The organism is Serratia sp. 121840015-1, from assembly GCF_053627655.1.
Window position 1 is genome coordinate 355,180 of sequence record NZ_JBSEYF010000001.1, and the last position, 23,136, is coordinate 378,315.

General features: G+C 61.0%; 26 protein-coding genes. 20 read left to right on the plus strand and 6 right to left on the minus strand.

What is annotated here, in order from left to right; all coding sequences use genetic code 11:
• Positions 1 to 4 precede the first annotated feature (4 nt).
• Together ACUXAC_RS01705 and ACUXAC_RS01710 are read right to left on the minus strand one after the other, a co-directional pair.
• Entirely contained in the window at positions 5 to 436 is a 432-nt protein-coding gene (locus ACUXAC_RS01705; RefSeq protein ID WP_049200155.1) for a tripartite tricarboxylate transporter TctB family protein, read from the minus strand.
• A 15-nt stretch (positions 437 to 451) separates the two neighbouring features.
• Positions 452 to 1,432, minus strand: a complete 981-nt coding sequence (locus tag ACUXAC_RS01710) for a Bug family tripartite tricarboxylate transporter substrate binding protein (protein ID WP_033635359.1) — start codon at positions 1,430 to 1,432, stop codon at positions 452 to 454.
• A gap of 276 nt (positions 1,433 to 1,708) precedes the next feature.
• Here ACUXAC_RS01710 and ACUXAC_RS01715 point away from each other — a divergent pair, with 276 nt between their 5' ends.
• From ACUXAC_RS01715 to ACUXAC_RS01725, 3 genes are all read left to right on the plus strand, one after another.
• The gene (locus ACUXAC_RS01715) at positions 1,709 to 2,038 is read left to right on the plus strand and encodes a hypothetical protein (protein WP_421115236.1); all 330 of its coding nucleotides are present in this window, start codon (positions 1,709 to 1,711) and stop codon (positions 2,036 to 2,038) included.
• A gap of 167 nt (positions 2,039 to 2,205) precedes the next feature.
• Entirely contained in the window at positions 2,206 to 2,880 is a 675-nt protein-coding gene (tctD, locus tag ACUXAC_RS01720) for a transcriptional regulator TctD (RefSeq protein ID WP_164113517.1), read from the plus strand.
• The gene (locus ACUXAC_RS01725) at positions 2,867 to 4,285 is read left to right on the plus strand and encodes a sensor histidine kinase (protein WP_421115237.1); all 1,419 of its coding nucleotides are present in this window, start codon (positions 2,867 to 2,869) and stop codon (positions 4,283 to 4,285) included. The genes tctD and ACUXAC_RS01725 overlap by 14 nt, the downstream gene beginning before the upstream one ends.
• On the opposite strand, the gene ACUXAC_RS01730 is transcribed toward ACUXAC_RS01725, so the two are convergent.
• A complete protein-coding gene (locus ACUXAC_RS01730; protein WP_055311859.1) occupies positions 4,282 to 5,202 on the minus strand; it encodes a DMT family transporter in 921 nt (306 codons plus the stop codon). The genes ACUXAC_RS01725 and ACUXAC_RS01730 overlap by 4 nt on opposite strands.
• Positions 5,203 to 5,319: 117 nt before the next feature.
• On the opposite strand from ACUXAC_RS01730, the gene ACUXAC_RS01735 reads away from it, so the two are divergent.
• The 15 genes from ACUXAC_RS01735 (at position 5,320) to hisP (ending at position 19,628) form a co-directional block, all read left to right on the plus strand.
• Complete coding sequence (locus tag ACUXAC_RS01735) at positions 5,320 to 6,093, plus strand: AraC family transcriptional regulator (RefSeq protein ID WP_038876456.1); 774 nt, start codon at positions 5,320 to 5,322, stop codon at positions 6,091 to 6,093.
• A gap of 53 nt (positions 6,094 to 6,146) precedes the next feature.
• On the plus strand, positions 6,147 to 7,268 hold the full coding sequence (pdxB, locus tag ACUXAC_RS01740) for a 4-phosphoerythronate dehydrogenase PdxB (protein ID WP_060420017.1): 1,122 nt from the start codon (positions 6,147 to 6,149) through the stop codon (positions 7,266 to 7,268).
• 110 nt (positions 7,269 to 7,378) lie between these two features.
• Positions 7,379 to 8,389, plus strand: a complete 1,011-nt coding sequence (locus ACUXAC_RS01745; protein WP_060420019.1) for an aspartate-semialdehyde dehydrogenase — start codon at positions 7,379 to 7,381, stop codon at positions 8,387 to 8,389.
• A complete protein-coding gene (gene truA / locus ACUXAC_RS01750) occupies positions 8,389 to 9,210 on the plus strand; it encodes a tRNA pseudouridine(38-40) synthase TruA (RefSeq protein WP_055311861.1) in 822 nt (273 codons plus the stop codon). The genes ACUXAC_RS01745 and truA overlap by 1 nt, the downstream gene beginning before the upstream one ends.
• Before the next feature lie 78 nt (positions 9,211 to 9,288).
• On the plus strand, positions 9,289 to 9,951 hold the full coding sequence (locus ACUXAC_RS01755) for a DedA family protein (RefSeq protein WP_019453745.1): 663 nt from the start codon (positions 9,289 to 9,291) through the stop codon (positions 9,949 to 9,951).
• 232 nt (positions 9,952 to 10,183) lie between these two features.
• On the plus strand, positions 10,184 to 11,092 hold the full coding sequence (gene accD / locus ACUXAC_RS01760; RefSeq protein WP_004936126.1) for an acetyl-CoA carboxylase, carboxyltransferase subunit beta: 909 nt from the start codon (positions 10,184 to 10,186) through the stop codon (positions 11,090 to 11,092).
• 191 nt (positions 11,093 to 11,283) lie between these two features.
• Positions 11,284 to 12,549 (plus strand): bifunctional tetrahydrofolate synthase/dihydrofolate synthase, encoded by a 1,266-nt coding sequence (gene folC / locus ACUXAC_RS01765; RefSeq protein WP_047730185.1) that lies wholly within the window; start codon positions 11,284 to 11,286, stop codon positions 12,547 to 12,549.
• On the plus strand, positions 12,550 to 13,299 hold the full coding sequence (gene dedD / locus ACUXAC_RS01770) for a cell division protein DedD (protein WP_038876445.1): 750 nt from the start codon (positions 12,550 to 12,552) through the stop codon (positions 13,297 to 13,299). It begins immediately after the preceding gene.
• Between the two features lie 234 nt (positions 13,300 to 13,533).
• Positions 13,534 to 14,034 carry a colicin V production protein gene (cvpA, locus tag ACUXAC_RS01775; RefSeq protein ID WP_004936119.1) on the plus strand — a complete coding sequence of 167 codons (501 nt, stop codon included), beginning with the start codon at positions 13,534 to 13,536 and terminating at the stop codon, positions 14,032 to 14,034.
• Between the two features lie 21 nt (positions 14,035 to 14,055).
• On the plus strand, positions 14,056 to 15,573 hold the full coding sequence (gene purF, locus ACUXAC_RS01780; protein ID WP_049200165.1) for an amidophosphoribosyltransferase: 1,518 nt from the start codon (positions 14,056 to 14,058) through the stop codon (positions 15,571 to 15,573).
• A 131-nt stretch (positions 15,574 to 15,704) separates the two neighbouring features.
• Complete coding sequence (locus ACUXAC_RS01785; RefSeq protein ID WP_073532549.1) at positions 15,705 to 16,277, plus strand: UbiX family flavin prenyltransferase; 573 nt, start codon at positions 15,705 to 15,707, stop codon at positions 16,275 to 16,277.
• Positions 16,278 to 16,580: 303 nt separating this feature from the next.
• The gene (gene hisJ / locus ACUXAC_RS01790; protein WP_019453740.1) at positions 16,581 to 17,363 is read left to right on the plus strand and encodes a histidine ABC transporter substrate-binding protein HisJ; all 783 of its coding nucleotides are present in this window, start codon (positions 16,581 to 16,583) and stop codon (positions 17,361 to 17,363) included.
• 82 nt (positions 17,364 to 17,445) lie between these two features.
• On the plus strand, positions 17,446 to 18,132 hold the full coding sequence (locus ACUXAC_RS01795) for a histidine ABC transporter permease HisQ (RefSeq protein ID WP_060420026.1): 687 nt from the start codon (positions 17,446 to 17,448) through the stop codon (positions 18,130 to 18,132).
• A complete protein-coding gene (locus tag ACUXAC_RS01800; protein WP_048234483.1) occupies positions 18,129 to 18,833 on the plus strand; it encodes an ABC transporter permease in 705 nt (234 codons plus the stop codon). Before ACUXAC_RS01795 ends, ACUXAC_RS01800 begins: the two co-directional genes overlap by 4 nt.
• Positions 18,834 to 18,854: 21 nt before the next feature.
• On the plus strand, positions 18,855 to 19,628 hold the full coding sequence (gene hisP / locus ACUXAC_RS01805) for a histidine ABC transporter ATP-binding protein HisP (RefSeq protein ID WP_038876434.1): 774 nt from the start codon (positions 18,855 to 18,857) through the stop codon (positions 19,626 to 19,628).
• A 7-nt stretch (positions 19,629 to 19,635) separates the two neighbouring features.
• On the opposite strand, the gene ACUXAC_RS01810 is transcribed toward hisP, so the two are convergent.
• The 3 genes from ACUXAC_RS01810 to yfcG all read right to left on the minus strand — a co-directional run bounded on the left by ACUXAC_RS01810 (position 19,636) and on the right by yfcG (position 21,679).
• Positions 19,636 to 20,550 carry a TIGR01777 family oxidoreductase gene (locus ACUXAC_RS01810; RefSeq protein ID WP_087763410.1) on the minus strand — a complete coding sequence of 305 codons (915 nt, stop codon included), beginning with the start codon at positions 20,548 to 20,550 and terminating at the stop codon, positions 19,636 to 19,638.
• 16 nt (positions 20,551 to 20,566) lie between these two features.
• Positions 20,567 to 20,938 carry a dihydroneopterin triphosphate 2'-epimerase gene (gene folX / locus ACUXAC_RS01815; RefSeq protein ID WP_004936094.1) on the minus strand — a complete coding sequence of 124 codons (372 nt, stop codon included), beginning with the start codon at positions 20,936 to 20,938 and terminating at the stop codon, positions 20,567 to 20,569.
• A 111-nt stretch (positions 20,939 to 21,049) separates the two neighbouring features.
• On the minus strand, positions 21,050 to 21,679 hold the full coding sequence (yfcG, locus tag ACUXAC_RS01820) for a GSH-dependent disulfide bond oxidoreductase (RefSeq protein ID WP_055317045.1): 630 nt from the start codon (positions 21,677 to 21,679) through the stop codon (positions 21,050 to 21,052).
• 233 nt (positions 21,680 to 21,912) lie between these two features.
• Here yfcG and yfcE point away from each other — a divergent pair, with 233 nt between their 5' ends.
• A complete protein-coding gene (gene yfcE, locus ACUXAC_RS01825) occupies positions 21,913 to 22,464 on the plus strand; it encodes a phosphodiesterase (RefSeq protein WP_038876428.1) in 552 nt (183 codons plus the stop codon).
• A 99-nt stretch (positions 22,465 to 22,563) separates the two neighbouring features.
• Positions 22,564 to 23,109 carry an NUDIX hydrolase YfcD gene (gene yfcD / locus ACUXAC_RS01830; protein ID WP_004936086.1) on the plus strand — a complete coding sequence of 182 codons (546 nt, stop codon included), beginning with the start codon at positions 22,564 to 22,566 and terminating at the stop codon, positions 23,107 to 23,109.
• Positions 23,110 to 23,136 lie beyond the last annotated feature (27 nt).

A 23,136-nucleotide genomic window follows, 5' to 3' on the forward strand; every position in this document is an offset into this window, starting at 1 on the left:
CCCGTTAGCTCAGCCAGGCGCCGAGCGGCAGTGTGACATCGAGAAGTCGGTCAAAGGCGTAATACAGCGCTGCGCCCATGACGACGCCGGAAATGGCCGCCGCCGGCAGGCTGGCTTGAAACAGCAGGCCGATGCTGAACGTCAGCAGCGCGGTCGCCAGCGGGAAGCCCAGCCATTCAAAGCCCCAGGCATACAGCACCAGGGTGATCACCAGCACCAGCAGCCGCTGCAGCACCTTGTTGTGCGGCCACTCCACCGCCTGCGGGCGGCGCAGCAACAGCAGGGCCGCGCACAGCGCCATCAGGCTGAGGATCGCCAGCGGGAACGGGCGCGGCCCCAGCGGTTCATAGCTGTATTCGCTTTGGATGCCCCAGCCGATGAACAGCCCGCCGATACACAGCAGCAGCCAGAAGCCGGCAAAAATACGATCGCTCATGGTTTTCCCCTGCGGTTATTTGGCCAGGCCGAACACTTTTGCCTGCTCACGGTATTGGGCAACCTGATTCTTCACGTAGGCGTCCAGCTCTTTGCCGGTCATGTTGAATTCGAACAGGCCGCGCAGATCGCGCTGTTGCTTGAATTCGTCGGTCGCCATCATTTTCTGGAAGGTGTCGATCCACCACTGATATTCTTCATCGCTGACTTTCGGCCCGACGTAGAAGCCGCGAATGATCGGCCACACCAGGCTGTATCCCTGCTCTTTGGCGGTTGGAATGTCGGCCAGCTGGCCCGGCAGACGTTGCTCGGCATACACCGCCAGCACGCGGATCTTGTCGCCCTGCAGATAAGGCACCATCTCGCTCAGGTCACCGGAGACCGCCTGGATATGGTTGCCGAGCAGCGCGGTTACCGGCTCGCCGCCGCCTTCGAATGCCACATAGCGCATCTTGCGCGGATCCACGCCGACTTCGCGCGCCAGCAGCGCGGTTTTCATCCAGTCCTGGCTGCCGATGGAGGCGCCGGCGCCGAACACCACGCTGTTGGGATCTTTTTGGAAGGCGTCCATCAGGTCTTTCAGGGTTTTGTAAGGCGAGTCGGCGCGCACCGCGATCATGCCGTAGTCGGTACCGACCGCCGCCAGCCATTTCACGTCGTCCACGTTGTAGCGGCCGAACTTGCCCTGGGCCAGATTGAGCAGCGAGCCGCCGGAGAAGGCCACCACGGTGCCGAACTCCGCCGGGCGCTGCGCTACGATGGCGTTATAGGCCACTGCGCCGACGCCGCCGGGCATATAGGTGACGCGCATCGGCTTATCGATGGCCTTGGTGTCCTGCAGCGACACCTGGATCAGCTTGCAGGTCAGATCGAAGCCGCCGCCGGGCTTGGCCGGCGCGATGCATTCGGTGCGTTTGGGCGCTTCAACGGCAAAGGCCTGATTGGCCGCCAGCAGCAGGGCGGCGGCGGTAAAGGTACGGGTCATTATTTTTTTCATTGTGACTTGCCCTCGGTATTGTTCTGTTTGTGAAATCCCGCCGGGTGCGGTTGCAGGATTGTTAAAACAACAACCTTTCATTTACCTTTCAGCGGCCGGAAAAGTTTCCAGTCTGTGATTGGGGTCGCTTGTCGCGAGCGGAGAGCGGGTGCGCTACCATAGAAAGGAAGAGAAGAACAGGGGGCAAAACCGGCCAAAATCCTGCGTAATATCAGGTTTGCGGCTCTGCTTTTGCGATAGAATCATGAGCAATGAAATGAATAGAGATGCAGTAATATGTTTTCGTTAGGGAAATTGTTTGGTGGCAGGGACAGCGCCAAAGTGTGCGCGATTAAACGGCTGCCGGAGGTCTATGCAGAGATGACCGGTGAAACCGGGCAGTGTCGTTTAAAGCGGCTGCGTGCCGATATTGGCGTATTTGAGCTGCATTTCGTCAATGCCGACGGTGAAAAGTATGCCTGCCAGATGACCGCCTGCGTGGCCGGCATTGATCTGGTGTTTGCCGCCAACAATCGCTCCGTGCTGGTTTCTTCACCGTTTACCGCCGACAAGCTGCGCCCGGTGATTGACATTGCCGTTGCCGACAGCCCCATTCCGTTGATCTGATACCGGCCTGCGATCGCGCTCCATATGCATAATTGTGTGCCAGCTCCCAAAACTGGCGGCGCGGCGCTCTTTTATCCCCTTATTTTCCATGCCATTCTCTGTTATCGACCTGTTAACAAGCACGCTATCGGCGTCAGGTTGTTCAGGTAAATCAATGGAATGGAAACATGCGACTGTTATTGGTTGAAGATCACCCCGAGCTGTCTCACTGGTTGCAAAAGGCGCTGACCGGCGCCGGCTTTGCCGTCGACGTCGCCCCGGACGGCGTGGCGGCCGATCATCTGTTGCTCAACGAACGCTATGCGCTGGCGGTGTTGGATGTGGCGCTGCCGCGTTTGAACGGCCTGGATTTGTTGGCGCGCCTGCGCAAGCGCGGGCAGGAGCTGCCGGTGCTGCTGCTGACGGCGCGCACCGACGTGGCCGATCGGGTGAAGGGCCTGAATCTGGGGGCGGACGATTACCTCACCAAGCCGTTCGAACTGGACGAGCTGGAAGCGCGCATTCGGGCGCTGCTGCGCCGCAGCGTCGGCGCCGCGCAGCCGGCGTTGCAATACGGCGCGTTGACCTATCACGACGAAGGCTATTTCCTGCTGGAAGGCAAGCCGCTGGCGCTGACGCCGCGCGAACTGGCGGTGTTGACCGCGTTGATGCACCGCCGCGGCCGCCCGGTGGCCAAGCAGCAGCTGTTTGAGCAGGTGTTTACGCTGTCCGACGAGGCCAATCCGGAGAGCATCGAGCTTTACGTACACCGTTTGCGGAAAAAGCTGCAGGGCAGCGACGTGGCAATCATCACGCTGCGCGGTCTGGGTTACAGCCTGGAGCGGTGCAATGCGGTGGTTTAACGCGCCGCGTTCGTTGTTTTATCAACTGCTGCTGTTTTTTGGCCTGCCGCTGGTGGCGTTGGGCGGCATCTCGATCTACACCCACTATTTCAGCGCCATGAGCGCCGCCACCCTGGCTTACGATCGCACGCTGCTGGCGTCGGCGCGCACCGTGGCGGAGCGGCTGGTGGTGCGCGACGGCAAGCTGGCGGTCGATGTGCCCTATGTGGTGCTCGACAGCTTCGAGCGCAACATGAACGATCAGCTCTATTACGAGGTGATATCGCCGCAGGGGAAAAGCATTTCGGGCTATGACGATTTGCCGCCTTTGCCGCCCCATATCCCGCGTTCCACGCTCTACCCGGCGCTGGTGCATTTTTACGATGCGGAATACCTCGGCCGGGCGATCCGCGTGGCGGCGCTGTTTCAACCGATCAACGAGTCGGGCGTGAGCGGCATGGCGACCATTCTGGTGGCGGAAACCCTGGAATCGCGCCGTTACCTGGCGCGACAGATGATGATCGCGGCGCTGTTGAGCCAGGGCACGGTGGTGGTGTTGACCCTGATTCTGGCGTTCGCGCTGCTCAAGCGGGTGTTGAAGCCGATGCGCAAGCTCTCCGGCATCATGCTGCGGCGCGATCCGGGCGAGCTGACGCCCCTGCCGCGGGTATTGCCGTGGTCGGAGATGCAGCCGCTGCTGGTGGCGTTCAATCGCTATATCGAACGGCTGCGGCTGATGGTGGCGCGCCAGGAGCGTTTCAGCGCCGATGCTTCGCACCAACTGCGCACGCCGCTGGCAGTGTTGAAGACTCAGGTTGGGGTGGCGCTGGCCAGCGACCGGCCGCAGCAGTGGCGCGAAAGCCTGCAGGCGATGAGCGCGACGCTGGATAATACCGTGTCGCTGACCGACCGCCTGCTGCATCTCTCACGCCTGAAGGCCAGCGAGCACCGGGCCGAGCGCCAGCTGCAGCCGGTCAATCTGGCGCAGGTGTTGCGCGACGCCTGTTTTTCCCGCTTGCCACAGGCGCGCAGTAAACAGATCGATCTCGGATTTGAAGGCGAGGCGGCGTGCCAGGTGGCGGGGGAACCGCTGCTGTTGGCCGAACTGTGCGCCAACCTGCTGGACAACGCGCTGAAATACACGCCGCGTCAGGGCGTGGTGACCGCGCGCCTCACTCAGGATCAGGCGGCAGGGGAAGGCGTGCTGGAGATTGAAGACAGCGGCCCCGGCATCGCCTTGCAGGACAAGGCGCTGGCGCTGCAGCCGTTTCATCGGCTGGACAACGTGGGCGATCAGCCGGGCGCCGGCCTGGGGCTGGCGCTGGTGAAGGACATCACCGCGTATCACGGCACCCGCCCGGAGCTGCTGAGCTCCGCCGCTCTGGGCGGCCTGTTGGTGCGGGTGCGTTTCAGGCTGCTGCCTTAAGCCTGTTCTTTGCAGGATTCGACGTCGGCCGCCGGGGCCTTGGCTTTACGCGTCAGCGGCGTGCGCAGCCGCTGCGACAGAATAACGCCCAGCAGGGTGATGCCGCCGCCGATCAGGTGGTAACCGTGCAGCTGCTCATGCAGGAACAGCACGGCGATAGCGGCGGTAAACACCGGCGCCAGGTTCATAAAGATCGAGGCGGTGTTGGCGCCCAGGCGCATCACGCCCTGGATCCACAGGAAGGGAGCGATGATCGAAGCCGGAATGCCGGCGAACAGCACCAGCGGCAGGTTATGGCCGTTCAAGCCGACATCCTGCGCCATCAGGAAATTAGGTAGCAGGAGCAGCACGCCGAACAGGATCTGCACGTACAGCGATTGCCAATTCGGCAGCGCGATGGCCCAGCGTTTGGTCAACACGCCATACAGCGCGTAAGAGGCGGTGGCGAGCAGCATCATCAATTCCCCCTTGCCGATACCGTGCTGCAGCAGCACGCCGGGCTGACCGCCGCTGACCAGCCAGATCAGGCCGCAGAAGGAGAGTATGCTGCCGAGCAGCACGCCGACGGTTGGCGCAATGCGCAGCAGTACGATGCTGATCAGGATGGTCAGCAGCGGGATCAGCGATACGATGATGCCCATAAACAGCGCGCTGACGCTGTGTGCGGCGTAATACGCCAGGCTTTGGTACAGCACCATGCCCAGCAAACCGAGGATCATCAATTTCCACCAGTTGGCGCGCACCTGCGCCCAGTTGCGCAGCACGCCCGGCAGCACGAACGGCGTCAGGGCAATCAACGCCAGCAGCCAGCGGTAGAGCGAGATGGCCGCCGGATCGATGGCGGTGGCGGAAAGTTTGCTGACGACGGCGTTAATCGACCAAATCAGCACGGCCAACAGCGGGAAGAGCATATTCATGATAATTATTCTCAATAACGTCCAACATGCTGGCTAGTCTACGCGTGTCCGGTTTATCATATATAGCGATATCCAGACAAAAATCGGCGTAAACAAGACAAATCACGGGACGAAACCATGCCAGAAATCCGCCATTTCCCCGAGTCGCTGATCCCGGCGCCGAAGCCGGTGCAGTTCCGCTGCGAGGAGTTCAACGCGCGCACCGAATTCCAGCCGCACAGCCACACCTGGGGCCAGTTGATGTGGGTCAAAGCCGGGGTGATGGTGCTGCGCATCGGCGGGCAGCGCTTTCTGGCGCCGCCGGAGTTCGTGCTGTGGGCGCCGGCCGGCATCGAACACTCCTGCTATAACCAGCGGCTGGCGCAGTGCCGCATGGTGGACATTACGCCGGCGCTGTGTGCCGGCATGCCGGCCGACCCTTGCCTGGTGAGCGTGACGCCGATATTCCGCGCTATCGCCGAGGATTTCTATGCGCGCAAGCAGTACATTCCGCAAACGGAAGAGGATTTGCGCCTGTGCCAGGTACTGATCGATCAGCTGCGCCTGTCGCCGCGCCAGCAAACCTATCTGCCGTCGTCGGACGACAAATTTTTGGCGCCGGTGCTGGAAGCGCTGGAGCACTGCCCGGCGGACAACACCTCGCTGGCGGCGTGGGCGGCTCGGGTCTACACCACTGAGCGCACGCTGTCGCGCCGCTGCCAGCAGGATCTGGGCATGTCGTTCAGCGAATGGCGCCAGCGCCTGCGTTTCCTGCATGCCGTGTCGCTGCTCGAGCAGGGCAAGACCGTGCAGGACGTGGCGCTGGACGTCGGCTACAGCTCCGCGTCGGCGTTTATCGTCATGTTCCAGCAGATCGCCGGCACCACCCCTGAGCGCTTTCGCCGTGCCTGATTCAGTGGCACACTATTTCGCAGACAAATAGCCGTAAACCGTCGGAGAACGCAGTGAAAATTCTGGTTGATGAAAATATGCCGTACGCGGCCGAGCTGTTCAGCCGCCTGGGCGACGTGCAGGCAGTGCCGGGCCGCCCGATCCCGCGTGAGGCGCTGGCGGATGCCGATGCGCTGATGGTGCGTTCGGTCACCAAGGTCAATGAAGCGTTGCTGGCCGGCAGCCGCATCGGCTTTGTCGGTACCGCCACCGCCGGCACCGATCACGTCGATGACGCCTGGCTGCAACGGCAGGGCATTGGCTTTTCCGCCGCACCGGGCTGCAACGCCATTGCGGTGGTCGAGTATGTGTTCTCTGCCTTGATGCTGCTGGCCGAACGCGATGGCTTCCATCTGCGGGATAAAACCGTCGGCATCATCGGCGTGGGCAACGTCGGTTCCCGCCTGGACGCGCGCCTCAAAGCGCTGGGCGTGCGCACGCTGCTGTGCGATCCGCCGCGTGCCGATCGCGGCGACGCCGGGGAGTTTTGGCCGCTGGAGAAGCTGGTGGCCGAGGCCGACGTGCTGACCTTCCATACGCCGCTGAATAAATCCGGCCCATACCATTCGCTGCATCTGGCGGACGCCGATCTGTTGGCGGCGCTGCCGGACAACCGCATTCTGATCAACGCCTGCCGCGGGCCGGTGGTGGATAACGCCGCGTTGTTGCAGGCGCTGGAAAAGGGCAAAAAGCTGAGCACGGTGCTGGACGTGTGGGAACCGGAGCCGGATCTCTCCTTGCCGCTGCTGGCGCGGGTGGATATCGGCACTGCGCACATCGCCGGGTATACGCTGGAAGGCAAGGCGCGCGGCACCACTCAGGTGTTCGAAGCGTTCAGCCGCCATCTGGGGCAGCCGCAGCAGGTGGCGCTGGCCTCGCTGCTGCCGGTGCCGGAGTTCAGCCAGATCCGCCTCAACGGGCCGCTGGATGAAGCGCGGTTAAAACGATTGATGCACTTGGTGTATGATGTGCGCCGCGATGATGCGCCGCTGCGCAAAGTCGCCGGACAACCGGGCGAATTCGATCGCCTGCGCAAGCACTATCAGGAACGCCGCGAGTGGTCGTCGCTGGCCGTGCAATGCGATGACAGCGCCAGCGCCGAGCTGCTCGGCAAGCTGGGTTTCAGCGTGGCATAGCGCGTAAGGTTGTCTTAAGCCAACGCCGCTACAGTGAGCGGCAAAGATTATCGGGCGGTGATTGCACTGCCCGTCTGCTTTTATGAATGAAATACTCTGGAGAAAACCCGATGTCTGACGGCTGGAATATCGCGCTGCTCGGCGCCACTGGCGCGGTAGGTGAAGCGTTGCTGGAATTGTTGCAGGAACGCCAGTTCCCGGTGGGTGAGCTCTATCCTCTGGCAAGCGAACGCAGCGCGGGCGCCAATGTGCGCTTCAACGGCAAGTCTCTTCTGGTGCAAAACGCCGAAGAGTTCGACTGGTCACAGGCGCAGCTGGCCTTCTTCGTCGCCGGCAGCGAAGCGTCCGCGCGCTATGCCGAAGAAGCCGGCAACATGGGCTGCCTGGTGATCGACACCAGCGGCCTGTTCGCCATGGAGCCGGATGTGCCGCTGGTGGTGCCGGGCGTTAACCCGCAGGTGCTGGCGGATTACCGCAACCGCAATATCGTGGCGGTGGCCGACAGCATGGTCAGCCAACTGCTGACGGCGATCAAGCCGCTGACCGAACAGGCGGGGCTGTCGCGTCTGCACGTCACCACGCTGATGTCGGTATCGTCGCGCGGCAAGGTGGCGGTGGACGATTTGGCCGGCCAGAGCGCGCGCCTGCTGAACGGCATTCCGGCCGAGGAAGGCGTTTTCGGCAAGCAGCTGGCGTTCAACCTGTTGCCGCTGATTGCCGACGAGCAGGGTAGCGTGCGCGAAGAACGCCTGATCGTCGATCAGGTGCGCAAGGTGCTGCAGGATGAAGGGCTGCCGATTTCGGTGAGCTGCGTTCAGTCGCCGGTGTTTTACGGCCACGCGCAGGTGGTGCACCTGGAAGCGCTGCGCCCGCTGTCCGCCGAAGAGGCGCGCAGCGAGCTCGAAGAGATCGAGGACATTCAGCTGAGCGAAGAGGACGATTACCCGACTCAGGTCACCGACGCCTCCGGCAGCGATGCGCTCAGCATCGGTTGTCTGCGTAACGATTACGGCATCCCCGAGCTGTTGCAGTTCTGGACGGTGGCGGACAATGTGCGCTTCGGCGGCGCATTGATGGCTATCGAAACCGCCGAGCGTTTGGTGCAGGAGCAGATGTACTGATGTCTGAGGTGGTCTCGCCCGTTCAGCCAACGCTGAAAATTGCGCTGGGCATCGAATATGACGGCAGCCGGTACTACGGCTGGCAGCGGCAGCAAGAAGTGGCCAGCGTGCAGCAACGCCTGGAGCAGGCGTTGAGCAAGGTGGCGGATGCGCCGATTAGCGTGCTGTGCGCCGGGCGTACCGACGCCGGGGTGCACGCCACCGGGCAGGTGGTGCATTTCGAAACCACCGCGCGCCGCAAGGACGCCGCCTGGACGATGGGGGTAAATACCCATCTGCCGCCGGATATCGCGGTGCGTTGGGTGAGCCCCGTTGCCGACGATTTTCACGCGCGTTTCAGCGCCACCGCGCGCCGCTACCGCTATATTATTTTCAACCATCGCTACCGGCCGGCGGTGCTGCAACAGGGGGTGACGCATTTTTATCACCCGCTGGACGCCGATCGCATGCATCGGGCGGCGCAGGCGCTGCTGGGCGAAAACGACTTCACTTCGTTCCGCGCGGTGCAATGTCAGTCGCGCACCCCGTGGCGCTGCGTAAAACACGTTAAGGTTACGCGCTACGGCGAATATATTGTGGTAGATATCAAGGCGAATGCCTTCGTGCATCACATGGTTCGCAACATCGTCGGCAGCCTGATGGAGATCGGCTGCGGCAATCAGGATGAGAACTGGATGGCCGAGTTGCTGGCGCTGAAGGATCGCAACCTGGCGGCGGCGACGGCGCGAGCCGAGGGGCTGTATCTGGTTGCCGTGGATTACCCTGACCACTTTGGTCTACCGCGGCCGCCGATGGGGCCGCTGTTTTTGCCCGACGATTAAACGCCGGCACGCCTGAAAGCGTCGCTCCCTTGTGCTTCTGCCGGGTGACTGAAACACCCGGCATCAATGAGAGAATTTATGGACATCATCAAGTTTATTATTGATTTCATTCTGCATATTGATGTGCACCTGGCCGAACTGGTCGCACAATACGGCATGTGGGTCTACGCTATTCTGTTCCTGATCCTGTTTTGCGAAACCGGTCTGGTGGTGACGCCGTTCCTGCCGGGGGATTCTTTGCTGTTTGTCGCTGGTGCGCTGGCGGCGTTGCCGACCAACGATCTTAACGTGCACACCATGGTGGCATTGATGGTGGTGGCGGCGATCCTCGGCGATGCGGTGAACTACACTATCGGGCGGTTGTTCGGCGAGAAGCTGTTCAGCAACCCGAATTCGAAAATTTTCCGCCGCAGCTATCTGGACAAGACGCACCAGTTCTATGAGAAACACGGTGGGAAAACGATTATTCTGGCGCGATTCGTGCCGATCGTGCGTACTTTTGCGCCGTTCGTCGCCGGTATGGGGCATATGTCCTATCGCCACTTCGCCGCCTACAACGTGATTGGCGCACTGGTTTGGGTGCTGCTCTTCACTTATGCTGGCTACCTGTTCGGCGATCTGCCGGTGGTGCAGGAGAACCTGAAACTGCTGATCGTCGGGATCATCATCGTTTCGATTCTGCCGGGCGTGATTGAAATTTGGCGCCACAAGCGCGCGGCCGCCCGCCAGCAAAAACAGTAAAAACATTGTTTAACCTGTCGGTTCGACCAGTTTTTTGTCCACAGCGTCGGGCCGATATGGTTTAATGAGCGACATTATGGTCTGTTCCTGCGAACAACCCTGAAGCCGATGCCTCAGTCGCCGCGCTTGCCGCGCCGCGAACGGGCATTTTTTCATTGGGGTGTTTTCGGGGGGATTGTTAAAGCATGAACAGCGGACTGGCGTGTGCCAGGTTCAAACAGAAAGGTCATCGATGAGCTGGATTGAACGAATTCTTAACAAGAGCAATATCACACAAACCCGTAAGGCGAGCATTCCTGAAGGGGTCTGGACCAAATGCGACAGCTGCGGCCAGGTTCTCTACCGCGCCGAGCTGGAGCGTAATCTGGAAGTGTGTCCGAAGTGCGACCACCATATGCGTATGGGTGCGCGCGCGCGTCTGCATACCCTGCTAGACGAAGGCAGCGAAGTGGAGTTGGGCAGCGATCTGGAGCCGAAAGACGTTCTGAAATTCAAGGATTCCAAGCGCTATAAAGATCGCCTGGTCGCCGCACAGAAAGCGACCGGCGAGAAAGACGCGCTGGTGGTGATGAAGGGCACGCTGTACGGTATGCCGATCGTCGCGGCCTCCTTCGAATTCGCCTTCATCGGCGGCTCGATGTCTTCCGTGGTCGGCGCGCGCTTCGTGCGTGCGGTTGAGCAGGCGCTGGAGGACAACTGTCCGCTGGTGTGCTTCTCCGCCAGCGGCGGCGCGCGCATGCAGGAAGCGCTGATGTCGCTGATGCAGATGGCGAAAACCAGCGCGGCGTTGGCCAAAATGCAGGAGCGCGGCTTGCCGTACATCTCCGTGCTGACCGACCCGACCATGGGCGGCGTTTCTGCCAGCCTGGCGATGCTGGGCGACATCAACATCGCCGAGCCGAAAGCGCTGATCGGCTTTGCCGGCCCGCGCGTCATCGAGCAGACCGTGCGCGAGAAATTGCCGCCGGGCTTCCAGCGCAGCGAGTTCCTGATCGAAAAAGGCGCGATCGACATGATCGTTCGCCGTCCGGAAATGCGCCAGACGTTGGCGAGCATTCTGTCCAAGCTGACCAACCAGCCGCAGCCGCATTTCGATGAGGCCGCGCCGGTCATTGAGCCGGAGCAGCAGGCCGACGCCTGAGGCAAAGACAGATCCCGCCCGGGTTCAGCCGCCACTTTGTGGCTAAGTGACGGCTGATGCCCGTTCCCTGCCGGCCGCAGCCCATCTCGCTGCGGTTTGCAGGCTGGCGGCAGTCACGAAGCGCATCGCCTTTACCGCGGTGAGGGTGGTGCCCTGATGGATTAATGAACCCAAGTTCAGTGATGGGACTCATGCAAAACCACCAAATTCCCCAAGCCACGTCGCCATTGAGCTCGTGGCTTTATTATCTGGAACGTCTGCACAGCCAGGCGATCGAACTCGGCCTTGAGCGCGTACAGCGCGTCGCGGCGCATCTGGATTTACTGACCCCCGCTCCCACGGTGTTCACCGTTGCCGGCACCAACGGCAAAGGCACCACCTGTCGTACCCTCGAAGCCATTCTGCTGGCCGCCGGCCTGCGCGTCGGCGTCTACAGTTCGCCGCATCTGGTGCGCTATACCGAACGCGTGCGCATTCAGGGGGAAGAGCTGAGCGAAGCGGAGCACAGCCGCTCGTTCGCCGCCATTGAAGCCGGCCGCGGCGAAACGTCGCTGACCTATTTCGAGTTCGGCACCCTGTCGGCGCTGCAGCTGTTCAAACAGGCGCGGCTCGACGTGGTGATCCTGGAAGTGGGGCTGGGCGGGCGTCTCGACGCCACCAACATCGTCGATCCGAGCGTGGCGGTGATCACCAGCATCGCGCTCGATCACACCGACTGGCTGGGCAACGATCGCGAAAGCATCGGCCGCGAGAAGGCCGGCATTTTCCGCAGCGGCAAGCCGGCGGTGGTGGGCGAACCCGACATGCCGGACAGCATTCGTCAGGTTGCCGAAACGCTGGGCGCGCCGCTGTATCGCCGCGGCGAAGCCTGGAGCTTCAGCGAGCAGGGCGATCGCTGGCAGTGGCAGGGCGGCGACACGCTGCTGACCGATCTGCCGACGCCGAACGTGCCGCTGGCCAACGCCGCTACCGCGCTGGCGGCGCTGAACTGCTCCCCGCTGGAAATCGACGAACGCGCGATCTTCACCGGGCTGCAACAGGCGACGCTGCCGGGGCGTTTCCAGATCGTGCGGCGGGAGCCGACGCTGATCCTCGACGTGGCGCACAACCCGCACGCCGCCGGCTATCTGGCCGGGCGCCTGGCCAAACTGCCGCGCGACGGCGGCAAGGTGCGCGCGGTGGTGGGCATGCTGTCGGACAAAGACATCGCCGGCACGCTGGCCTGCCTCAGCGAGCAGGTGGATGAATGGTACTGCGCACCGCTCGACGGGCCGCGCGGCGCCAGCGTCGAACAGCTGGCGCAACATCTGACGGAACCGCGCCGCTTTAATGATGTCGAAACTGCCTGGCGGCAGGCTATGCAGGATGCTGATAAACAGGATATTGTGATCGTCTGTGGATCGTTCCACACCGTGGCGCAGGTGATGGCGGCGTTAGACGAGATGCGGGGAGTGTGAGTGGCGAGTAAATTTCAGAACCGACTGGTCGGAACCGTGATTCTGGTGGCGCTGGGGGTAATCATCCTGCCAGGGCTGCTGGACGGCAAAAAGAAGCATTACGAGGATGAATTCGCGGCCATTCCGTTGGTGCCGAAGGCGGGCGATGTCGAAGAGAACGACGTGCTGCCGCCGGTGACGCAGCCGCTGCCGGCACAGCCGCCGGAAGGGGCGGGCGCGCTGGTCGAGCAGCAGGCGGCCAACGAAGCGGCGGCGCAACAGGCGGCGCGGCAGACTGCTCAGCAGCCGACGCAGGTGGCACCACCGCCGGTCGAAACGCGTCCTCAACCGGTGCCGCAGCCCAAGCCGAAACCGGTAGAAACCAAACCGGTAGAAGTGAAGCCGAAGCCGACACCGCAACCGAAGCCGGTGGAAGTGAAGCCGGCGCCGAAGCCGGAACCAAAACCTGAACCGACGCCGAAGCCTGAACCGGCACCGCAGCCGAAACCGGCGGAAGAAAAAGCGCCGGCTGGACAAGCCTATGTCGTGCAGCTCGGGGCGTTGAAAAACGCCGCCAAGGCGAACGAGATTGTCGCCTCGCTGCGCCTCTCGGGCTATCGCGCCTTTACCGTGCCGTCAACGCCGGTGCAGGGGCAGATCACCCGCATCTACGTTGGCCCGGACGCTTCCAAGCAGAAGCTGCAGGCGGCGCTGCCGTCGCTGAACTCGATCAGCGGGCTGAGCGGGCAGGTGAAGCCGTACGGCCGTTAAACCCCGCGGGGGCGCAGCACGATGCGCCCCTGAATTAAGGAGTGGTGGAGAGAAAGCGAGAAAAACCGCGCCTTTTACAGGCGAAATCACCTATGTAGGCGCGGCGATTGGGAATTTTTTGATCGCCGCTTTTTATTTGTAACGTGGTAGGAAATCCCCTACGCAAACGTTTTCTTTTTCTGTTAGAATTCGCCGCGAATTGGATGCAGGGGCGATTCATCATTGGAATAGTTCATGGTCTGGATTGATTACGTCATTATAGCGGTGATTGGATTTTCGGCTCTGGTGAGCCTGATCCGAGGGTTTGTTCGCGAAGCATTGTCACTTGTGACATGGGGATGTGCGTTTTTTGTTGCCAGCCATTTCTACTCTTACCTTGCGGTCTATTTCACTCGTTTTGAAGATGAACTGGTGCGAAACGGCATCGCGATCGCGATTTTGTTCATCGCGACCTTGATCGTAGGGGCTATTGTTAACTATGTGATTAGCTCACTGGTAGAGAAAACCGGGTTGTCGGGCACCGACCGCGTGTTGGGCATCTGCTTCGGCGCGCTGCGCGGAGTGTTGATCGTCGCGGCGATCCTGTTCTTCCTGGACACCTTTACCGGCTTCTCACAAAGCGCCGACTGGAAACAGTCGCAGCTCATTCCCCAGTTCAGTTACGTCATCAGGTGGTTCTTTGACTACCTGCAGAGCACGTCGAGTTTCTTGCCGACCCAATTGCCGGGGCGGTAGCGCTGATGAGGAAAAGACAACATGTGCGGTATTGTCGGTATCGCCGGTTTCATGCCGGTAAACCAGTCGATTTATGATGCGCTGACGGTGCTTCAGCACCGTGGCCAGGATGCCGCAGGCATCGTCACCATTGACGCCCACAACGGGTTCCGTTTGCGTAAAGCCAACGGCCTGGTGAAGGATGTGTTTGAGGCGCGCCATATGCAACGCTTGCAGGGCAACATGGGCATTGGCCATGTGCGTTACCCGACGGCCGGCAGCTCGAGCGCCTCTGAGGCCCAGCCTTTCTACGTCAACTCGCCGTTCGGCATTACGCTGGCCCACAACGGCAACCTGACCAACGCCCATGAGCTGCGCCAAAATCTGTTCGAAAGCGGCCGCCGCCATGTCAACACCACCTCCGACTCGGAAATCCTGCTGAACGTGCTGGCCAGCGAGCTGGATCGCTTCCCGCACTACCCGCTGGAGGCCGACAACATCTTTACCGCGGTCGCCGCCATGCATCAGCAACTGCGCGGCGCTTACGCCTGCGTGGCGATGATCATCGGCCACGGCCTGCTGGCGTTCCGCGACCCGAACGGCATTCGCCCGCTGGTTATCGGCAAGCGCACGCTGGAGGATGGCCGCAGCGAGTACATGGTGGCTTCCGAGAGCGTGGCGCTGGATACCCTGGGCTTTGAGTTCCTGCGCGACGTGGCGCCGGGCGAAGCGGTGTACATCACCACCAAGGGCCAGCTGTTCACCCGCCAGTGCGCGGAGAACCCAAAAACCAACCCGTGCCTGTTCGAATACGTTTATTTCGCGCGCCCGGACTCCTTTATGGACAAGATCTCGGTCTACAGCGCCCGCGTGCGCATGGGCCAGAAGCTGGGTGAGAAGATCGCCCGCGAGTGGGAAGATCTGGACATCGACGTGGTGATCCCGATTCCGGAAACCTCCTGCGACATCGCGCTGGAGATCGCGCGCATTCTCGAGAAGCCATACCGCCAGGGCTTCGTGAAGAACCGCTACGTCGGCCGCACCTTCATCATGCCGGGCCAGCAGGCGCGTCGCCAGTCGGTGCGCCGCAAGCTGAACGCCAACCGCGCCGAGTTCCGCGACAAGAACGTGCTGCTGGTGGATGATTCCATCGTGCGCGGCACTACGTCGGAACAGATCGTCGAGATGGCGCGCGAAGCGGGCGCCAAGCGCGTGTACCTGGCTTCCGCCGCGCCGGAAGTGCGCTTCCCGAACGTCTACGGCATCGACATGCCGAGCGCCAACGAACTGATCGCCCACGGGCGTGAAGTGGATGAAATCCGCCAGATCATCGGCGCCGACGGGCTGATTTTCCAGGACCTGGACGATCTGATCGAAGCGGTGCGCGAAGAGAACCCGGACATTACCCAGTTCGAATGCTCGGTGTTCAACGGCATCTACGTGACCAAAGACGTCGACCAAAGCTATCTGGAATACCTGGAGTCGCTGCGCAGCGACGACGCCAAGGCGCTGCGGGTGCAAACCGAAGCGGAAAATCTGGAACTGCACAACGAAGGCTAACCGCCTGCGTTGATCCCTCAGGGTGCATCGCCGCGTCTGCGGCGGTGCACCTTGCTCCTCTGACTTGCTTATCCCTCGCCATTGCGGCAAAGTCTGCCTGATCTTACTTTTTACGGCAGAGGCCATTTTCCATGAAACGACTCATCATCGGCATTTCCGGCGCCAGCGGCGCTGTCTACGGCGTGCGCCTGTTGCAGGTTTTGCGCGACGTCGCAGAGGTGGAAACCCATTTGGTGATGAGCAACGCGGCAAGACAGACGCTGGCGCTGGAAACGCCGTACAGCCTGCGTGAAGTGCAGGCGCTGGCCGATGTGGTGCACGATGCGCGCGACATCGCCGCCGGCATCTCCTCCGGCTCCTTCAAGACCCTGGGCATGGCAATCCTGCCCTGCTCGATCAAAACCCTGTCCGGCATCGTTAACAGCTACAGCGACGGGCTGCTGACCCGTGCCGCCGACGTGGTGCTCAAAGAGCGCCGCCGTTTGGTGCTGTGCGTGCGGGAAACGCCGCTGCATTTGGGGCACCTGCGGTTGATGACCCAGGCGGCGGAGATGGGGGCGGTGATCATGCCGCCGGTGCCGGCGTTTTACCACCAGCCGAAAAGTGTGGAAGACATCATCGATCAAACCGTCAATCGGGTGATCGACCAGTTTGATATCGAACTGCCGACCGACCTGTTCACCCGCTGGCAGGGTGCTAATTAACAGTTTTATCCCTAAATTGGTACATTTGTGCAACACCGCACTGAATTGGGGCGGAGTATGCACCATAATGATCCCACTTCATCACGCTCACTGTTTCATGGCGCCGCCTTGTCGCGGCTGCCAGTGGCGCGGCCCCGACCGGCCGATTTAATTTTGCGGTTATCGTCCCAGGAAACAGTATTGTGAAGGCCGGAGCCGTTCCCTCCGCCCGTAGCACCGAATGTGGCACGATTACTGCAAATTGATTTGGTGGGGAAAGTAATGCCCGTAGTGGCATCAAAAAAATCAATTTGAGGGTAATTTATGAAAAAGCGGGTTTTGATTTTGCCGTTAGTTCTGGCTTTGAGCGCCGCCAGCAGCGCCTTTGCCGCCATTCCTTCCACGCTGAAGATTGGCACCGATCCGACATACGCGCCGTTTGAATCCAAAAACGCCAAAGGCGAGCTGGTCGGCTTTGACATCGATTTGGCCAAAGAGCTGTGCAAACGCATCAATACCCAATGCACCTTCGTGGAGAGCGACTTCGACGCGCTGATCCCATCCCTCAAGGCGAAGAAGATTGACGCCATTATCTCTTCGCTGTCCATCACTGAAAAACGCCAGCAGGAAATCGCCTTTACCGACAAGCTGTATGCCGCCAACGCGCGTCTGATCGCGCCGAAGGGCTCCAAGCTGCTGCCGACCGCCGAAGCGCTGAAAGGCAAGAGCGTGGGCGTGCTGCAGGGCACCACCCAGGAAGCCTACGCCAACGCCATGTGGCAGCCGAAAGGGGTGACCGTTGTGCCTTACCAGAACCAGGATCTGGCTTATGCCGACCTGGCCTCCGGCCGTATCGATGCCGCCTTCCAGGATGAAGTGGCGGGCAGCGACGGCTTCCTGAAACAGCCGCCGGGCAAAGACTATGCGTTCGCCGGCGAATCGGTGAAGGATGACAAGTTCTTTGGCGTCGGCACCGGCATGGGGCTGCGCAAGACCGATACCGAGCTGAAAGCGGCGCTGGACAAAGCCTTCGCCGAGATGCGTAAAGACGGCACCTACGACAAATACGCGAAAAAGTACTTCGACTTTGACGTCTACGGCGGGTAATCCGCTTCCCGTTCCATGCTGTGACTGCGGGGCCGGTGCGCCGGCCCCGATGGTTCGGATCCTAGACCACAGGGTGAAGTAGATGCTGCAAGGCTATTCCCAACTGATTTTCGAGGGGGCTCTGGTGACGTTGGAGCTGGCCCTCAGTTCCGTGGTGCTGGCGGTGGTGATCGGTCTGATCGGCGCCGGTGGCAAACTGTCTCATAACCCCTTTATCTCCGGCCTGTTCGGCGCCTATACCACGTTGATCCGCGGCGTGCCCGATCTGGTGCTGATGCTGCTGATCTTTTACGGTTTGCAGATCGCGCTGAACAACATCACCACGCTGCTGGGCTTCTCGCAGATCGACATCGATCCGCTCGGCGCCGGCATCATTACCCTCGGCTTTATCTACGGCGCTTATTTTACCGAGACCTTCCGCGGGGCCTATCTGGCGGTGCCGAAAGGGCAGATCGAAGCGGCGACGGCCTACGGCTTCAGCGGCGCGCAGATCTTCCGGCGCATTCTGTTCCCGGCGATGATGCGTTTCGCCTTGCCGGGCATCGGCAACAACTGGCAGGTGATCCTGAAGGCGACGGCGCTGGTGTCGATCCTTGGCCTGAACGACGTGGTGAAAGCCACGCAGCTGGCGGGGAAAGGCACCTATCAGCCGTTTTTCTTCGCCATCGTGGCCGGCGTGGTGTACCTGATCTTCACTACCGTTTCCAACGGCGTGCTGCTGTGGCTTGAACGGCGTTACTCACTGGGCGTCAAGAGGGCCGAGCTATGATTGAGATCCTGCAACAGTATTGGCAGTCGCTGCTGTGGAGCGACGGCTACCGTTTCACCGGCGTGGCAGTAACGCTGTGGCTGCTGATCGCCTCGGTGGTGATGGGCGGGCTGCTGGCGATCCCGATGGCGGTGGCGCGCGTCTCTTCCATCCGCTGGGTGCGTTTCCCAGTGTGGCTCTACACCTATGTGTTTCGCGGTACGCCGCTGTACGTGCAGCTGCTGGTGTTCTACTCCGGCATGTACAGCCTTGAGATCGTGCGCGGCAGCGAGTTTCTCAACGCATTTTTCCGCAGCGGGCTCAACTGCACCATCCTGGCGCTGACGCTCAACACCTGTGCCTATACCACCGAGATCTTCGCCGGGGCCATCCGCTCGGTGCCGTACGGTGAAATCGAGGCCGCCAACGCCTACGGTTTCTCGCGCTTCAAGATGTATCGCTGCATCATTTTGCCTTCGGCGCTGCGCACCGCGCTACCGGCTTACAGCAACGAAGTGATCCTGATGCTGCACTCCACCGCGCTGGCGTTTACCGCCACCGTGCCGGATCTGCTGAAGATCGCGCGCGACATCAACGCCGCGACCTATCAGCCGTTCTACGCCTTCGGCATTGCGGCGGTGCTGTACCTGATCATCTCCTACGTGTTAATCAGCCTGTTCCGCAAGGCTGAAAGACGCTGGATGGCCCACGTTAGTCACTGATAAATGACGGGAAGAAAAACCATGTCTGAGAATAAATTAGCCGTCACGGAACTGCATAAACGCTATGGCGACCACGAAGTGCTGAAGGGGGTCTCGCTGGCGGCCAACGCCGGGGATGTGATCAGCATCATCGGCTCCTCCGGCTCCGGCAAAAGTACCTTTCTGCGCTGCATCAACTTCCTCGAGAAGCCGAGCGAAGGCTCGATCAGCCTGAACAACGAAGACATTCGCATGGTGCGCGACAAAGACGGCCAGCTGAAGGTGTTCGACAAGAAGCAGCTGCAGCTGCTGCGCACCCGCCTGACCATGGTGTTCCAGCATTTCAATCTGTGGAGCCACATGACGGTGCTCGAGAACGTGATGGAGGCGCCGGTGCAGGTGCTGGGGCTGAGCAAGGCCGAAGCGCACGAGCGCGCGGTGCGCTATCTGGATAAGGTGGGTATCGATGAGCGGGCGCGCGGCAAATACCCGGTGCACCTGTCGGGCGGCCAGCAGCAGCGTGTTTCTATCGCCCGCGCGTTGGCGATGGAGCCGGAAGTGCTGCTGTTTGACGAGCCGACGTCGGCGCTGGATCCCGAGCTGGTGGGCGAGGTGCTGCGTATCATGCAGAAGCTGGCGGAGGAGGGGAAAACCATGGTGGTGGTGACGCACGAAATGGAGTTTGCGCGCCACGTTTCCAACCACGTGATCTTCCTGCACAAAGGGTTGATTGAAGAGCAGGGGCCGCCGGCCGAGCTGTTCGGCAACCCCAAAAGCCCGCGCCTGCAGCAGTTCCTGTCCGGCGCGTTGAAGTAACTTCAGATCAGCGGGCTTCGGCCCGCTGATTAATCACGTCATCCAGAGCCTGTTCCAGCTCCAGATAGCGGAAGTGGAAGCCGGCCTCCTCCAGCCGCTTCGGCACCGCCCGCTGGCCGCCAAGCACCAGCACTGCCGCTTCCCCCATCAACAAACGCATGACGAACGCCGGCACCCGCAGAAACGCCGGGCGATCGAGCACGTTGGCCAATTGGGCGGCGAACTGTTCGTTATGCACCGGGTAGGGAGCGACCATATTGAACGGGCCGGTCAGAGTGGCGTGATCCAGCAGATAAATAATGGCGTTGACCATGTCTTCGAGATGGATCCACGGCAGGTATTGGCGACCGTCGCCGATCGGGCCGCCCAGCCCGAAGCGGAACGGCGGCAGCATTTTAGCCAGCGCGCCGCCCTGTGGCGCCAGCACCACGCCGGTGCGCAGCAGGCAGACCCGGGTGGCGTCGCTCTGCGCCTGCAGCGCCAGCGCTTCCCAGCGTTGGCACAGCTGGTGGGTGAATTCGTCGTGCGGCGGCTCCTCTTCGGTGACCACCGCCTGCCCCTGGTCGCCGTAGTAGCCGACGGCGGAACCGGAAATCAGCACGCCGGGCGGCGTGCTGCCGGCCTTGATAAGCTGCGCCAACCGCTCGGTCAGATCCCAGCGGCTATGGCACAGCCGCTGTTTCTGCTGTGCGCTCCAGCGCTTGTCGGCGATAGGTTCGCCGGCCAAATTGATCACCGCATCGAAGTCATCCAGCGACTGCCGGTCGTCCAGCGTTTGCCAATAGCTCGGCTGGTCGCCCAGCCTGGCCCGGGCTCGCCGTTCGTCTCGCGTCAGCACCGTAATGTGGTGAGAAAGCGCCAGCAGCCTGGCCGTCAGGCTGCTGCCTATCAATCCCGTTGCGCCGGTGATCAGGATCCGCATGGTCGACCTCCCTGAGTTAGCCCCGGCGGTAGCTCATGGTCATGGAGACCGAATCGGCGTAGCGCAGGGCCAGAAGTTTATCTATCTCCACTTCAGCATAGGTCACCCAGGCATGTTCTTTTACGATATCGAGCACATCCTGCGTTAATTTTTCCAGCAGCGCGAAACGGTTATCTTCCACATGGCGGATGATCGCTTTGGTGATGGTGCGGTAGTTGAGCGCGTCGGCGATGTCTTCGCTGTTGCGCGCCTTGTCCGCCGGGTAGTGGATCACCACGTTAATCAGGACGTCCTGTCGGTTGTTGATTTCTTCTTCCTTGATACCGATGAACGTGCGCAACCGCAGATTTTTAATGCGAATAACGGCGTCGGGTTGACTGAAAGACATCAGAGATTCTCCATAGGTCTGATTATTGGCGTTCAGAATACACGGAAAGTAGGGAAATGATAACGCAGGGGCGATGTGACTCCCCGGCGGCGGGGAGTCGGGGAGCGGGGGTTAGCCCTGTTCAGCCAGCTTATAGGCGCGCTCGGTCGCCGGGCGGTTGCTGATGCGCTCGAACCAGTTGCGCACCGCCGGGTAATCCGCCAGATCGATGCGCTGGCGCGGATGCGACACCACCCACGGGTAGGTGGCGATATCGGCGATGCTGTAGTTGTCGCCGCCCAGGTACGGGTGTTTTTGCAGTTCGGCTTCCAGCACGCCGTACAGCCGCTTGGTCTCCAGCTGATAGCGTTCGATGGCGTAAGGCACCGGCTGCGGCGCGTAGTGGTTGAAGTGGTGATTCTGCCCGAGCATCGGCCCGAACCCGGCCACCTGCCAGAACAGCCACTGCAGGGTGGCGGCGCGTTCGCGCAGGCCCTTGCTCAACAGCTTGCCGGTTTTCTCCGCCAGATACAGCAGGATTTCCCCGGACTCGAACAGGCTGATTGGCGCGCCGCCGTCCACCGGTTGCTGATCGACGATCGCCGGGATTTTGTTGTTGGGAGAAATGCTCAGAAAGTCCGGTTTGTACTGCTCGCCGGCGCTGATGTTTACGCGATGGATACGGTAGGGTAAGCCGACCTCTTCCAAAAACAAGGTGATCTTGTGACCATTGGGAGTAGGCGCGTAATACAGGTCAATCATGTTGCCTCCTGCGGTAAGGTGATCTGTAATTCATTACACGTTGCTGCGGTCTTCGCCGCGCACAAAGGTATATCAGAGATCCAACAATAGCAGCTAAGGATAGCAGGCTATGTGGGATTCGTCCGATGCTATCTGCGCGGTTGGATCACAATTCTCCACCGGGGCGGACGGCGGTTTGCCGCACGGCGCCGGCGCGGTAAAATGGCGCTTATTTCCCTCTATAGGACAAGGTTATGAAGCTGATGTTCGCCTCGGATATTCACGGATCGCTGCCGGCCACCGAACGCGTGCTGGAATTATTCGAACAAAACGGCGCCGACTGGTTGATTCTTCTGGGTGATTTGCTGAATCACGGCCCGCGCAACGCGCTGCCGGCCGGGTATCAGCCTGCTCAGGTTGCCGAACGATTGAATCGCTATAGCGACAAGATCATCGCCGTTCGCGGCAATTGCGACAGCGAGGTCGATCAGATGCTGCTGACGTTTCCCATCGAGGCGCCCTGGCAACAGGTTTTACTGCAAAAAAGACGATTGTTTTTGACCCACGGTCACCTTTATCATCCCTCGGCACTGCCGCCGTTATCCCGCGGTGACGTCCTGGCCTACGGCCATACGCATCTGCCGCAGGCGGAGCGGCAGGGTGAGATCTATTGCTTCAATCCGGGCTCGGTCAGCATTCCCAAAGGGGGCTTTCCGGCCAGCTACGGCATGTTGGATCGGGGCACTTTGCGCGTGCTGACGCTCGACGACGGCAAGGTCGTCGCGGAGGTGGCGTTAACACGCTAAACGCACTAATTTATACACACACAATAAAAATCTTTGAAAAACACTCATTGATTAACCAGCGCGCGGGATGCATCGCGCCAAAATAGAAGGTTTTAGAGGATGGCGGAACAGGGTCAGGCTGCAGATACCGAATGGGTTGATATCGTCGACGAGCAAAACGAGGTGATCGCGCAATCCAGTCGTCAACAGATGCGGGCGGAGCGGCTGCGCCATCGTGCTACCTATATTGTGGTGCATGATGGGATGGGAAAAATTCTGGTGCAGCGTCGCACCGAGATCAAGGACTTCTACCCGGGCTGGTTGGACGCAACGGCGGGTGGCGTAGTGCAAAGCGGTGAAAACGTGCTGGATTCGGCGCGCCGCGAGGCGGAAGAAGAGCTGGGCATTGCCGGTGTGCCTTTCGCCGAACACGGTCTGTTCTACTTCGAAGAAGAGCAGTGCCGGGTGTGGGGCGCGCTGTTCAGCTGCGTTTCGCACGGCCCGTTCGCGCTGCAGGAAGAAGAAGTGGCCGAGGTGTGCTGGTTGACGCCGGAAGAGATCACCGCGCGCTGCGACGAGTTTACCCCGGATTCGCTGAAGGCGCTGTCGCTGTGGCTGACGCGCAACAACGAACAGGATTACGGTAAGCCGCTCGACAACCACTGAGACGCCAACGCGTGAGAAAGCCGGTCA

Coding starts and splice junctions, on each gene's coding strand:
- accD (WP_004936126.1), top strand. CDS start 10,184: ATGAGCTGGATTGAACGAATTCTTAACAAGAGCAATATCACACAAACC.
- ACUXAC_RS01755 (WP_019453745.1), top strand. CDS start 9,289: ATGGACATCATCAAGTTTATTATTGATTTCATTCTGCATATTGATGTG.
- ACUXAC_RS01800 (WP_048234483.1), top strand. CDS start 18,129: ATGATTGAGATCCTGCAACAGTATTGGCAGTCGCTGCTGTGGAGCGAC.
- ACUXAC_RS01735 (WP_038876456.1), top strand. CDS start 5,320: ATGCCAGAAATCCGCCATTTCCCCGAGTCGCTGATCCCGGCGCCGAAG.
- folC (WP_047730185.1), top strand. CDS start 11,284: ATGCAAAACCACCAAATTCCCCAAGCCACGTCGCCATTGAGCTCGTGG.
- ACUXAC_RS01725 (WP_421115237.1), top strand. CDS start 2,867: ATGCGGTGGTTTAACGCGCCGCGTTCGTTGTTTTATCAACTGCTGCTG.
- yfcE (WP_038876428.1), top strand. CDS start 21,913: ATGAAGCTGATGTTCGCCTCGGATATTCACGGATCGCTGCCGGCCACC.
- ACUXAC_RS01785 (WP_073532549.1), top strand. CDS start 15,705: ATGAAACGACTCATCATCGGCATTTCCGGCGCCAGCGGCGCTGTCTAC.
- ACUXAC_RS01795 (WP_060420026.1), top strand. CDS start 17,446: ATGCTGCAAGGCTATTCCCAACTGATTTTCGAGGGGGCTCTGGTGACG.
- folX (WP_004936094.1), bottom strand. CDS start 20,938: ATGTCTTTCAGTCAACCCGACGCCGTTATTCGCATTAAAAATCTGCGG.
- tctD (WP_164113517.1), top strand. CDS start 2,206: ATGCGACTGTTATTGGTTGAAGATCACCCCGAGCTGTCTCACTGGTTG.
- ACUXAC_RS01810 (WP_087763410.1), bottom strand. CDS start 20,550: ATGCGGATCCTGATCACCGGCGCAACGGGATTGATAGGCAGCAGCCTG.
- ACUXAC_RS01705 (WP_049200155.1), bottom strand. CDS start 436: ATGAGCGATCGTATTTTTGCCGGCTTCTGGCTGCTGCTGTGTATCGGC.
- purF (WP_049200165.1), top strand. CDS start 14,056: ATGTGCGGTATTGTCGGTATCGCCGGTTTCATGCCGGTAAACCAGTCG.
- ACUXAC_RS01745 (WP_060420019.1), top strand. CDS start 7,379: ATGTCTGACGGCTGGAATATCGCGCTGCTCGGCGCCACTGGCGCGGTA.
- hisP (WP_038876434.1), top strand. CDS start 18,855: ATGTCTGAGAATAAATTAGCCGTCACGGAACTGCATAAACGCTATGGC.
- truA (WP_055311861.1), top strand. CDS start 8,389: ATGTCTGAGGTGGTCTCGCCCGTTCAGCCAACGCTGAAAATTGCGCTG.
- hisJ (WP_019453740.1), top strand. CDS start 16,581: ATGAAAAAGCGGGTTTTGATTTTGCCGTTAGTTCTGGCTTTGAGCGCC.
- yfcG (WP_055317045.1), bottom strand. CDS start 21,679: ATGATTGACCTGTATTACGCGCCTACTCCCAATGGTCACAAGATCACC.
- ACUXAC_RS01730 (WP_055311859.1), bottom strand. CDS start 5,202: ATGAATATGCTCTTCCCGCTGTTGGCCGTGCTGATTTGGTCGATTAAC.
- ACUXAC_RS01715 (WP_421115236.1), top strand. CDS start 1,709: ATGTTTTCGTTAGGGAAATTGTTTGGTGGCAGGGACAGCGCCAAAGTG.
- ACUXAC_RS01710 (WP_033635359.1), bottom strand. CDS start 1,432: ATGAAAAAAATAATGACCCGTACCTTTACCGCCGCCGCCCTGCTGCTG.
- cvpA (WP_004936119.1), top strand. CDS start 13,534: ATGGTCTGGATTGATTACGTCATTATAGCGGTGATTGGATTTTCGGCT.
- yfcD (WP_004936086.1), top strand. CDS start 22,564: ATGGCGGAACAGGGTCAGGCTGCAGATACCGAATGGGTTGATATCGTC.